This window comes from Orbaceae bacterium lpD02, assembly GCA_036251875.1.
GTDB lineage: Bacteria > Pseudomonadota > Gammaproteobacteria > Enterobacterales > Orbaceae > Orbus > Orbus sturtevantii.
The window spans coordinates 575,779-588,243 of record CP133960.1 but is presented as its reverse complement, the minus strand read 5'-3'; the positions used below and the strand labels follow the sequence as shown (position 1 = coordinate 588,243).

General features: G+C 37.5%; 12 protein-coding genes. 7 read left to right on the top strand and 5 right to left on the bottom strand.

All coding sequences use genetic code 11. The annotated features are described in order from the left end of the window. Nucleotides 1–84: 84 nt before the first annotated feature. The 3 genes from RHO12_02470 to cdiI all read left to right on the top strand — a co-directional run bounded on the left by RHO12_02470 (nucleotide 85) and on the right by cdiI (nucleotide 1,301). Nucleotides 85–384: a contact-dependent growth inhibition system immunity protein gene (locus RHO12_02470; GenBank protein ID WVD66645.1), complete on the top strand. Its 300-nt coding sequence runs from the start codon at nucleotides 85–87 to the stop codon at nucleotides 382–384. Nucleotides 385–645: 261 nt separating this feature from the next. Continuing rightward, nucleotides 646–921 (top strand): hemagglutinin repeat-containing protein, encoded by a 276-nt coding sequence (locus tag RHO12_02465; protein WVD66644.1) that lies wholly within the window; start codon nucleotides 646–648, stop codon nucleotides 919–921. A gap of 8 nt (nucleotides 922–929) precedes the next feature. Beyond that, the gene (gene cdiI, locus RHO12_02460; protein WVD66643.1) at nucleotides 930–1,301 is read left to right on the top strand and encodes a ribonuclease toxin immunity protein CdiI; all 372 of its coding nucleotides are present in this window, start codon (nucleotides 930–932) and stop codon (nucleotides 1,299–1,301) included. 155 nt (nucleotides 1,302–1,456) lie between these two features. On the opposite strand, the gene RHO12_02455 is transcribed toward cdiI, so the two are convergent. Continuing rightward, nucleotides 1,457–2,992 (bottom strand): PTS transporter subunit EIIC, encoded by a 1,536-nt coding sequence (locus RHO12_02455; GenBank protein WVD66642.1) that lies wholly within the window; start codon nucleotides 2,990–2,992, stop codon nucleotides 1,457–1,459. Nucleotides 2,993–3,043: 51 nt separating this feature from the next. Beyond that, nucleotides 3,044–4,369, bottom strand: coding sequence for a 6-phospho-alpha-glucosidase (locus tag RHO12_02450; GenBank protein ID WVD66641.1), 1,326 nt, complete (start codon nucleotides 4,367–4,369; stop codon nucleotides 3,044–3,046). 191 nt (nucleotides 4,370–4,560) lie between these two features. Between RHO12_02450 and RHO12_02445 the strand changes: the two genes are divergently transcribed. Then, nucleotides 4,561–5,268 (top strand): GntR family transcriptional regulator, encoded by a 708-nt coding sequence (locus RHO12_02445; GenBank protein ID WVD66640.1) that lies wholly within the window; start codon nucleotides 4,561–4,563, stop codon nucleotides 5,266–5,268. 8 nt (nucleotides 5,269–5,276) lie between these two features. On the opposite strand, the gene RHO12_02440 is transcribed toward RHO12_02445, so the two are convergent. From RHO12_02440 to RHO12_02430, 3 genes are all read right to left on the bottom strand, one after another. Further along, nucleotides 5,277–5,963: a GntR family transcriptional regulator gene (locus RHO12_02440; GenBank protein WVD66639.1), complete on the bottom strand. Its 687-nt coding sequence runs from the start codon at nucleotides 5,961–5,963 to the stop codon at nucleotides 5,277–5,279. A gap of 154 nt (nucleotides 5,964–6,117) precedes the next feature. Then, nucleotides 6,118–8,397: an FdhF/YdeP family oxidoreductase gene (locus RHO12_02435; GenBank protein ID WVD66638.1), complete on the bottom strand. Its 2,280-nt coding sequence runs from the start codon at nucleotides 8,395–8,397 to the stop codon at nucleotides 6,118–6,120. Nucleotides 8,398–8,657: 260 nt separating this feature from the next. After that, a complete protein-coding gene (locus tag RHO12_02430; protein WVD66637.1) occupies nucleotides 8,658–9,290 on the bottom strand; it encodes an NAD(P)-dependent oxidoreductase in 633 nt (210 codons plus the stop codon). 115 nt (nucleotides 9,291–9,405) lie between these two features. Between RHO12_02430 and RHO12_02425 the strand changes: the two genes are divergently transcribed. The 3 genes from RHO12_02425 to treB all read left to right on the top strand — a co-directional run bounded on the left by RHO12_02425 (nucleotide 9,406) and on the right by treB (nucleotide 12,439). Next, complete coding sequence (locus tag RHO12_02425) at nucleotides 9,406–9,744, top strand: helix-turn-helix domain-containing protein (protein ID WVD66636.1); 339 nt, start codon at nucleotides 9,406–9,408, stop codon at nucleotides 9,742–9,744. 148 nt (nucleotides 9,745–9,892) lie between these two features. Beyond that, a complete protein-coding gene (gene treR, locus RHO12_02420) occupies nucleotides 9,893–10,873 on the top strand; it encodes a trehalose operon repressor TreR (GenBank protein WVD66635.1) in 981 nt (326 codons plus the stop codon). A 138-nt stretch (nucleotides 10,874–11,011) separates the two neighbouring features. Beyond that, a complete protein-coding gene (gene treB / locus RHO12_02415) occupies nucleotides 11,012–12,439 on the top strand; it encodes a PTS trehalose transporter subunit IIBC (protein WVD66634.1) in 1,428 nt (475 codons plus the stop codon). Nucleotides 12,440–12,465 lie beyond the last annotated feature (26 nt).

Sequence of the window (12,465 nt, the reverse complement as noted above, 5' to 3'; positions counted from 1 at the left end):
TAAAGCTATGCAAGATGCAGGGGGTATCCCAAGAGATCCTTCAATGCCTACTGGTTATAGAATTACTACGGGGTACCCAACACCATGATTGCAAGAGAAAAATATCCTGCATTGTCTTACTATTTGAGATGTTATTTGAACCAATATTTTGAAGAAATCTTTGGTGGAGAAAAAGAAGCTTTATTAGCTTATAAAAATACAGAAACAGATGAAGAACAACAAGAAATAATAAAAGAAATTCAGTCATTAATTGATTCTTCATTTGATGAAAAAGAATTGCAAAAAATTATATTAGATGATATCGATTGTAATTATTATTACCTGAATGAGTGGCCATCTAGTAAAGATTGGTTATTGCATATCCTGTTGATTTTACGTAGTTGACGTGCATTTATTTAATAAATAATAGAATTTTTAATAAAAATTTTGGAAATTTTATTATTTTTGTATTTAGCTAATTTATATAATCCAAGTTTTGATCGAAAAGAGTACGAATTAGATGATCACAAACTCTATTATCAATGTAATATTATAAATTAATAAATATAACAATATTGTAACGGTCAACTAAAATTGGAGACACTTTTAGGCAGTTTTTAATAAATTATACTCAAATTCAGCAGGCGAAATAAATCCTAGTTTATAATGCCTTCTACCACCTCCGACACCCAGCGAGGCTACCAAAGTAGTACTGTGGGCAGTACTGAAGGTAATGTGACGATTAAAGCCGGTCAAAACCTGACTGTTAAAGGCAGTGATATTATTGCCAAAAAAGAGATTAACTTAACGGGTAACAACGTCACTCTTGAAGAGAATGGTACTAAAGTTACCTATAAGGCTAGTGTGATTGTTGGCGGTGTTAAATTTAGAATATATGTTGATAAATTAACTGGTACTGTAAGAAACTTTCACTCAGAATGAGGCCTGTTATGATAAAAGAATTATTTAGCAAATCAGATGTTGATTTAGGATTAAATTTAGTTATTGTATCCTATTTCGATCGAATATATGAAGATGATAATTTTTTAAAAGTCGTAGGTTATATGGTCCAAAGTATAGGATTTAGTACTGATGGAGCATATTGTCATTTCGCTTGTGAATATGATGGTTTTTTAGATGATATGGTTTTTGAAGAAGGTGTTTTTTTTGCAATTGGTTATCCTCCGGCACAGGAAGATACTGTTATAGTCAGTGAAATGACCTGTTATCAGTATGTCTACTTAGCCTGTGAAAAATATCTCACTTTACATCCAGAAGATACTGATAAGGTTAATCAACTATTAGCTAAAATAGCTGTATAAACTTAATCCCCAACTAATCATTTGGGGTATTATAGTTATTCTCAGTTCTGCGATCTCCATCGCAGAACTAATTTAATGATCTTCCAACTATGCGATCTACCTCCCAAATTAGACAATCAACCGGTCTTCTTTGCTTGTGATAAGGTGTTTAATATTTATAAAATATCTCTAACTAAGCTGGCTAATTTTTCTACTTTTGGACCATAAATGACTTGAATATGGGTATCGCTGCTATCAACAAAGCCTAGCGCGCCGGTGGCTTTAAGTAAGGCTCTATCGACTTTGGTTTTATCAATAATATCAACGCGTAAGCGTGTTAAACAGTTATTTACAACATCAATATTTGCTCTTCCACCTAACCCACTGATAATTAATGATTCAATTGATTCTTCAATATTATCAATGTTGCTGCTTGTGCTGGCGCTTTTATGGTCAAGTTCATCATCGCTGGTATCAATAGAAATTTGTTTTTTAGTCAAATACCATTTAAAAATAAAATAATAGGTCGGTGCATAAATTAAACCAACAATAACCACCATATACCATTTTGATTCTTTTACTAATACCCCATAGAGTATAAAGTCAATCAAACCACCGCCAGTATTGCCAATACCAACACCTAATAAGCTCATTAGCACAAATGAAATTCCCGCCATAATGGAATGGAAGACAAATAAGATCGGGGCGATAAATAAGAAGGCAAATTCAATCGGCTCGGTGATCCCTGTAACAAACGCTGCCGCTGCGCCAGCAATCATAAGTGCTTTGACTTTGTTTTTTTTACTCTGAGGTGTCGTTTGGTAAATAGCGTAAGCAGCCGCAGGCAAACCAAACATCATAAATGGCATCTTTCCTTGGCCTAAAAACTGAGTAAAGGATTTTAACTGATTAATATCGACCTTACCAAAGTAAGCCATAAAAACATTTAATGTGCCGTCAATCCCACCATACGATCCGCCAACGATGGTCGTTCTAAATAATTGATTAATAATATGATGCAAGCCAGTAGGAATTAATATGCGCTCAAGAAAACCGAATAGAAATACGCCGACATAACCAGCATGACTAATTGTTGTACCAATGGCTTCAATCGCCATTGAAATCGGTCCCCAGATAAAAGGCAGTATTTGACCGAGTATCGATGCCCAAATGATAACAACAATCGCAACAAAGCGTTTGCCGCCAAAGAAGGCTATCGCAATCGGAAATTGTATTTTGTAATACTTATTGTGTAAAAAGGCGGTTAATACTCCTGCTATCATTCCTGCCACGGCGCCCATTTGTAGAGTGTCGTTTATCCCTAAAACCGACGTTAGCATTCTTTCATTTGTGTCGGCAAGGTCAGTTTTTATCATTAATGAGGCGCTAAATAGCATCATGTAGTAGCCGATAAAACCAGCTAATGCGGCAATCTCTTTCTCTTTTTTGGCAAGTCCAAAAGCCACGGAGATAGCAAATAAAATCGGGATAAGTTCAAACGCTTTTCCTGATATGGCACGGACGGTATTTAGTAGATAAAGGATTATATTGTTTTTTAAAAATGGCAGTAAATCTTGAATATCACTTCGTAATAATGCAGCCGATAGTCCAAGTAATAAGCCCGTTAAAGCCAATATGGCAATAGGTAGCAATAAGCTGCGACCAAAATCAGAAAAAAAATCCATTAATTGTGTTTTTGTTATCATTTTCATTAAATTGCCTCCAACAATGCAAAGCGCTAATAACGCTTTGCATCCGATTGATTACTTAAGTTCTGGCCAATAACGTTTATTTGCTTCAATAAGTTCATCTAGAATGATTCTGGCAATTTTGGCATCATTAACGGTACGGTTTAAGGTGAGTGACTGTAGCGCTTTTTGATACGAGCCCTCAAAATAAGCATCAATGGCGAGTTTTTCTGAGGCAAGTTGATTCTCAAGTAAACCTTTATAAAAAGTGGCAATATTACCGACTCGCATTGGGCTCGGCCCATTAGCCCCTAACTCAGCAACGACTTCAACCATGCCATCATCAGGTAGATTATTAATCGCACCATAATTTTCGATAATAACGATAAAGCGGTTGTTTAAGTTATAGGCGATTGACATCGCCACCTCAATCATAAATTCAGCATGTGCATCTTCATGGATATTGACTAAGCCTTTGGTTGTTCCGGCATCAATAACGTGCCGGCATTCAGCAAAAACGCGTTTTTCTCGGCTCGCCATTACTTCATTAGCCCTAGTAAATTCTGGATTAAGGCTTTTTGCTTTATAATTAGTGTAGAGATAGTATTGGTTATACGTGTTAGGTAAGTAGTCAGGGAAGTCAGCCATTAGCTGTTGCACCATACCGTAGGTGTCTAGCCAAGATTTATCACGTTGCTCGGCATCTTGTGGTAAAAAGCCTCGTTCTTTGACTAATTCTCTTATTTTCGGCAGGAGATCTTCGCCACTATTTTTATCATACATATGGGTAAACCAACCGTAGTGGTTAAGTCCAAAGTAGACTGGTTGCAAATCTTTAAAGTTACAACCGAGTAATCGACTGCATGAACGAATGACATTTTCAGGTTGGTCACAGATGTTTAATATTTTTTTATCATTAGGAAATTCGCGTCTTAGTGCTTCTGCAACGATCGCTGCTGGATTTGAATAATTTAGTACCCAAGCATTGGGGGCATATTGGCGGATATCATAAATGGCTTTGATCATCTCTTTGGTTGAGCGTAAACCATAGGCAATACCACCCGGTCCGCAGGTTTCTTGCCCAATAATGCCGTGTTTGAGTGGGATTTTTTCATCTTTCTCTCGCATTTCATAACCACCAACACGCATCTGCATAAAAATGAAATCCATTCCGCTATAAGCCTGAGCAATATCGGTGGTATAGATTAATTCAGCCTCAGGATACAGCTCTTTGAATAGAATTTTGCCATATTCACCAATAGGCTGCTGTCTTTTGGCATCAATATCAAACAGTACCAACTTAGCTAATGGAAATTCATTCTTCATACGGCAAAATGACTTTAAAAAACCCGGTGTAAAGGTACTTCCGCCACCAACGATAACAATATTATATTTTTTCATAGTTTTTTCCCTATAGTTAATCAGCCGTTTTACTATAGAGATTAATCATGAGGATTATTTTTTGTTTCTCTGTTGAATGTGATATTAGTCACAAAACGCCAAAAACTCACTGCTATCAAATAGTAAAAAAAATAGAGATATGTGAAGATTAAATTTACTTAAATTCAATTAATTAAAAAAATGAATGTTGTATGAAACCTGTATACAAAAAAATTGAAGCGGAATTAAGAAGTCGAATTAATAGCGATTTTTATACGGTATCAAGTTGGTTACCGAGTGAACGACAGCTGGCCAGTGAATTTAAGGTGGCTGTTTCTACCATTAGGCGAGCACTTTATTGTCTTATTAAAGAGAACATTATTATTGCAGTGCAGGGCAAAGGCTATCAGTTAATCAAGAAGACTAATTATAAAAACCAGCCATTAACCGGGTTTTATCGGGTAATGGAGCAATATGGTCAAAACGGTACGATCAATAAAGTGACCAAGTTTTCAACCAAAATTGCCGATAAGAATGTGGCTAAAATATTAAAAATAGGACCGGAGGATTTAGTTTATGATATCGAACGTTTAAGGATCTTAAATCAGTTACCTATTTTACTTGAATACAGTTATTTACCCGTTAAGTTATTCCCGACATTGACGGTAATGCATATGGAGCAGTCTAAATTTAAATTTATTCAAAATGAGTGCAATATTATAATTTATGATGGTTACCGGGTTTTTACACCACACTTGGCGGATCAATATCAAGCGGAGTTATTGCACGTTGCACTTAATCACCCATTATTAAAGCTGACTACCACAATTTTTACATTTGAAGGCTTGCCGATTGAAATATCAGAGCAGTTAATTGTGCCTGAGCGTTATAATAGTCAGCATTACTTTAAAGCAACCTAATTTTCCTATCATACTTGGTAATTAAAACGGATATTGGTTTGATTGGGGTCGTAACTTATTGTTGTGAAGTAGATCAACTCCCCATCTAATTTTGTAGCCGTTATCAATGCTTGTTGGACGATTTGTTCTGGCAAGCAGTTTAATGTGTTATGTAATGCCAGCCGAGCTTTGATTGGCTTAAATATGATCTGATAAATAGTGTGCTCATTTATTGGTTGCCCAGCTATTTTTGCCATAAGAATCTCAGGGTTACTGATATCTTGAACCGAGAGTGAAGGGTATTGATTAAAGGGAACATATTGCTCGACAAGCACTTTTATTTGACTATCCGCTTTTAGCGCTTTGCTAGCTAAGAAGAGTTTTTCGCCGCTATTACAGTGCACCAGTTGGCTTAGATTAAGTGTTGCAGTCAATAACTCAAAGTGGAGGACGCTATACTGGTCAATTTTAGGGGATATTTCAATTAAATTAAGGTTGCTTGCTATCGCTAGTGATGGGGGCTTGATTAGAAAATAACCTTGGCCTTTTTTTGACTTAATCACGCCATCACTTTTTAAACGTGTTAAAGCTTTGCGAATGGTGGTACGAGAAACATTAAATATAGACGCTAAATTTAACTCAGAAGGCAATCGTCTGCCAACTTCGTACTGATAGATACGTTTTTTTATTGCCAAATAGATCGAGTCAAATTTCATTATTAATAGCTAGTCCAATAAATCAGCTTTGTTATTTTGCGCTTAATTATAGTGAGATCTTATAGAATATTCATAATATCAGCATAATAAAAATAGTTAATGGCAATCTATAAAAACGCACCATTATTGGTGCGCTTTTGATTATGATTGATCGCTATGCGACTTTCTCTAATTTAATTGGGATACTTTTATAGGCAGGAATACCGGCTTGACTATCAAAACGCTCTAACGGCACAAGATTATTTGACTCCGGAAAGTAAGTTGCTAGGCTTCTATCGGCAATCTCATAAATAACCACTGTTAATCCATCTAGTCGGCGCTGAGAGGGTAAGCCACCTTTATCTAAGGCGATCAAGTTCACCACATCACCAGCTTGAACATGCTGTTTTTTTGCTTCATTTTCACTAATAAATACCACGTCTCGTCGACCGGTGATCCCTCTATAACGGTCATTCATCCCATAAATAGTGGTGTTATATTGGTCATGGCTACGAATCGTTGTCAATGTTAATACATGACTTGACATCTGATTAGCGTCTTCAAATACCGTATCAACGACAATAAAATTTGCCTTACCTGATGAAGTGTTCCAGCGGCGTTCCGAGGCGGAATTAACTAAATGGAAACCGCCAGGATTTTTGATTTGTTGATTGAAATTTTTAAAATCAGGGAAGACCACTTCAATTGCATCACGTATTTTGGCGTAATCAGCAATAAAATCATCCCACTCTACCTTACTATTTGGTAGCGTTGCTTTTGCTAAGCCGGCCACAATAGCACATTCTGATTTTAAATGCGGGCTAATCGGTTTTAGTCTTCCTTGAGAAGCATGAACCATCGACATCGAATCTTCAACGGTAATACATTGTAAGCCCGATTGTTGCTTGTCAATTTCCGAGCGTCCTAGCACAGGGAAAATATAATTATTTTTGGCTAACAGCAGATGTGAACGGTTTAACTTGGTTGCGGCATGCACTGCTAAGTCGAGCTTATGCATGGCGGCAAACGTTTTATCGTGATCGGGCATGGCAACGGCTAGATTGCCGCCCATGGCAATTAAGGCTTTAGATTCACCATTAAACATCGATTGTAGCGAGGCAACAGCCGCGTGCCCATGCTCTTTAGGAGGTGTAAAACCAAAGCGTTTTTCAATATTGTCTAACATGCTCTGGCTTGGTTTTTCGGTGATCCCAACCGTACGGTCACCTTGTACATTTGAGTGTCCACGTAAAGGGCAGATCCCCGCGCCGGGTTTCCCCATATTGCCTTTTAATAATAGGAGATTGATCAGCTGCTGAATGTTTTGCGTACCATGCTGATGCTGCGTAATCCCCATACCATAACAAATAATTGTTCGTTCGGCTTTGATATAAAGCTCGGCAAGCTCTTCAATTTGGGCTCGGCTTAGGCCTGATACAGTTAATATTTCATCCCACTTCGATGCTAAGATATCTTGACGTAGTGCATCGTAGTTAGCGGTATGCTCCGCAATAAAATCCAGATCTAATATGGCATCCTGTCCCGCTGCAATTGCTTTATCGTGTTTTTCTAACACAATTTTCATTACGCCTTTAAGCAGGGCGGTATCACCACCAACACGCACATTATAATAATGAGAAGCAAGCGGGGTAGAGCTTAGCGTTAACATCTCAACGGGTGACTGAGGGAAGGCAAAGCGTTCTAAACCCCTCTCTTTTAATGGGTTGATAGCCACAATTGTTGCGCCACGTTTAGATACTTTGCGTAACGTGCCAAGCATCCTCGGATGGTTTGTCCCAGGATTATGGCCGATACAAATCACTAAATCAGCATGCTCAAAATCATCTAATAAAACGGTACCTTTACCAATCCCAATTGATGCGGCAAGCCCAACACTCGTTGGTTCATGACACATATTGGAACAATCAGGGAAGTTATTGGTGCCGTATTCCCGCGCAAAAAGCTGATATAAAAACGCGGCTTCGTTAGATGTGCGTCCTGAGGTATAAAATTCAACACTATTAGGGTTATTATAGCTTTGTAAACGTGCACCAATTTCGTTAAAAGCGGTTTGCCATTCAACCGGTTGATAAGTATCCGTTGCTGAATCATATTTCATTGGATGCGTTAAGCGACCTTCGTTTTCTAAATCATAATCTGACCAAGTCAATAATTCCGATACGGTATGGCGTGCAAAAAATTCAGGAGTTGTTCGTTTAGCGGTGGTTTCCCACGCAAGCGCTTTGGCGCCATTTTCACAAATCTCGACCATCGTTGCATGCTTTTCGTCAGGCCATGCACAACCCGGGCAGTCAAAGCCAACACCTTTGTTCATACGGAACATAGCAATGACATCATGGTGAATATTTTTTTGGCCTGTAAATGCTTCAGCTACCGCTTTTAGTGCTCCCCATCCGCCAGCAGGACCATCATACTTTTCAATCTTCGATTTCATCTTCAACTCCTGTCTATCTACATTTGCACAATACACAAGTTAAGTTACCAGTATAATATAGAATAACTTGCAAATCATTATATAAAAGAAAAATTAAAAATATAAACACCGCGTAGTACGTTAAAAAATATGATAAAGCAAGCTCGATGATACTAATAGCTAACTATCTAATTAGTTTGCTATTATTGAATTTGAGATGGTTTGGTTTGCCAACCAGAGTGACCACACCGATTTTTACGGTGTGGTTTGATAATAAGCTATTATTGCTCGATAGCAGTAAATCGCGCTTTGATATGTTTTGCATCCTCGGCTTCGTCAATCATGGCAATCGCATAATCGGCATAACTAATTTTGCTCTCACCTTTACTGTTGGTAAAAAACTCTTCATTACCAAGACAATAGCTCCCCGTGCGTTTTCCATCGGCGATAAATTCAGCGGCAGGGCTAAAATAAGTCCAATTAACATTGGTTATTGTGCGTAAAAAATCCAATCCTTTTGCCATATTTGATGCGAGTGGTTTATATGAATCAGGGAAATCTGGCGTATCAATTAATCGTACGGTGTGCGTTTTATCAGTATATAAGCTTCCAGCTCCGCCAACGATTAATAAGCGATTAGGTTTGTCTTTTAGTAACGAAACAAGGTGATGTAACGAGGTAACATGTTTAGGTAGATCTTCTTCACTCCACGCTGCAAAACAATCGATAATCACGTCAAATTGTTTGATGTCATCATAAGTTAACGTAAATAAGTCTTTTTCAATAACGGGTAGGCTTGGTCGTAATTTTTTTGCATCTCGTACAATAGCGGTAACGTCGTGTCCACGCGTGATCGCCTCTTCTGCAATTAAATGGCCTGACTTACCATTTGCACCTATCACTGCAATTTTCATGTGTTTCTCCCATTTATGGTTAATGTCACGATTTAAAATAGATGGTATAATCATCAGTATTAATTGTAAAGTAAGCACCGAAAAGTAATATAGTCACCCAAAAGAAACCATGTATATGAACCGAAAATTACTAAAAACACTTCCGAGCTGCCCCGTCGAAGTAACGTTGATGCTGATGGGCGATAAATGGAAAACCTTAATTATTCGTGACTTACTTGAAGGAACGAAACGCTTTGGTGAGTTAAAAAAATCTCTTACTAGCATATCTCAAAAAGTATTAACGCAACACTTAAGGTTAATGGAAGAGAGTGGTTTAATTAATCGAAAAATATATGCACAAGTTCCCCCAAAAGTTGAATATTCATTGACTAAAATAGGGCGAAGTTTGTCATCTGTCCATGATGCAATGTATAAATGGGGTGATGAATATAAAAAAATCCAGGAAAGCGAATAAAGAAGAGTTAAATAGCAATCTTAAACGTTACATTGTAACTAAAGTAAACTAGACACCTCATATAAATATCGTCAATTAGCTGAAACTATATTACTATTATCACTAACTTAAACATGTTTAACCATCGCTCAAGCAAACGTTAATAATTATGGATAAAAATTCGCCTCGTTTAACCATCAAAGACATCGCAAAATTAAGTGGCGTAGGTAAGTCAACGGTTTCTCGTGTTATTAATGGCGATGCAAACGTAAAACAAGAGACGAGAGAGCTTGTTGAGCAAATTATTTCACAACACCAATTTGTTCCGTCGAAATCAGCGAGGGCAATGCGTGGTTATAGTAATAAAGCTATTGGAATTATTGTCTCAAGGTTAGATTCCGCTTCAGAAAACCAAGCAATTAGCGCAATATTACCCTTACTCTACCAGCATGGTTTTGATCCGATTATTGTCGAAAGCCAGTTTGATCGCAAAAAGGTTATCGAGCATTTAAAAATGTTTGCGCAGCGGCAAATAGATGGCTTAATTATTTTTGCTTTTACCGGGTTAGAGCCGGATTTATTGATTGAATGGCAAAACAGAGCAGTAGTGATGGCTCGTCCATTTAAAGATTTTCACTCTATTTATTATGATGACCGTGGGGCAATCATGCAGTTGATGAACTATTTTCATCATCAGCAGCAATATACTCAAATTGGTTATATTGGTATTAATGAGCAAGATGTGACAACAGGGCAGTTACGCTATCTGGCTTATCTCGATTTCTGTCATCAACATCAATTAGTACCTTCAGCTAAGCTAGGTGAGATGAATTATCATAGCGGTTATCAATTTGCGGCCGAGCTAGTCAAACAATATCAATCAACTCGAGTAGCAATAGTCTGTGCGACGGATACTATTGCCTTAGGCGTAAATAAGTATTTGCAGGTGAATAACATTACACACATAGCAGTAGGAAGCATTGGTCAAAGCAAATTGTTGCATTTTTTATTTCCTAATACGGTTTCAGTTCATTTAGGTTTTAGTGAGGCAGGTATTTTAGCTGCACAAACCTTACTTACTTTACTAAAAAAACCTGCCCCCGCCACATACACTATTGTGCCATCAACACTACCTATAGCGCCTATTTAAGTAAAAAAATCACCCGTTTTTAATTGATTTGTGACTGTTATCACAAAATGGGAACGTTCCCATTTAAAGGTTAAATAGAATCTTTTATACTCGATTTATTCAAGCAAGCGATCATTATAAATAAAGGAGATCGTTAAAATGAGCAAAAAATCATTAATCGATCACGATATGATAGTACAACTAATCAATTTTATTGGTGGGAAGGAGAATGTTGGTAGCGTGACTCATTGTTTAACACGCCTACGTTTTGCCTTAAATGAGCCAGATAAAGCCGATATTGAAAAAATCAAAACATTACCCTTTGTTAAGGGTTGTTTCACTAATAGTGGGCAATTTCAAGTCATTATTGGCACCAATGTTGGTGACTATTATAAAGTTTTAATTCAAGAACTAGGCATTAGTGAAGAGAGCAAAGAGCAGACCAAAGTTGCCGCTAAAAAAAATATGGTTTGGTATGAAAGGCTAATTGCTAATCTAGCTGAAATTTTTGTACCACTATTGCCCGCTTTAATTGCTGGGGGGCTATTATTAGGCTTACGTAATATTATTGGTGAAATGCCAACCATCAATAATCAACCGCTGATTGCTTCCTTCCATTGGTTAAAACCAATCTATGATATGTTGTGGCTACCGTGTGAGGCGATATTTCATTTTTTACCGGTGGCGATTTGTTGGTCAACCGTAAAAAAAATGGGGGGCTCGCCTGTTTTAGGGATCGTACTTGGCATAACGCTAGTTTCACCGCAATTAATGAATGCCTATGATCTTGGCATAAAAATACCAGAAGTGTGGAATTTTGGGTGGTTTACAATTGAAAAAGTAGGCTATCAAGCACAAGTTATTCCATCTATTTTCGCTGGTATTTTACTTGGTTGGTTGGAAATGCGATTACGTAAAATTATCCCTACTTATTTACATATTGTACTTGTGCCTATTATTGCCTTATTGGTTTCTGTTTTCCTAGCACATATTTTATTAGGTCCATTAGGGCGACAATTAGGTGAAGGCGTCGCATATTGCGTAAAATTTTTAATGACAGGGGAATTTGCACCAATTGGCGCTGCATTATTTGGTTTTTTCTACTCACCGCTAGTTATAACAGGAATTCACCATACTACTTTAGCTATCGATTTACAAATGACCAATAGCATGGGCGGCACACCAATTTGGCCAATCATTGCCTTATCAAATATCGCTCAAGCTTCGGCAGTTGTCGGTATTATTTTGGTCAGTAAAAAATACAATGAGCGAGAGATCTCTGTTCCAGCGGCGATTGCAGGCTATTTAGGCGTAACTGAGCCGGCAATGTATGGTATTAATCTACGTTATAAATTCCCCATGCTTTGTGCAATGATTGGGGCAGCTATATCTGGACTGATTTGTGGGCTTTTTGGGGTATTGTCCAACGGGATTGGTGTTGGCGGCTTACCGGGTATTTTATCAATACAACCAGCATATTGGTTGGTTTATGCTTTTGCCATGGTTGTTGCTATTGTTGTGCCAATTTTACTCACCATGGCAGTATACAAAATCAAACTAAACAAAGGCACATTATCGGTTGATTAATTGCCGCGCAATTTAACCATTTTATT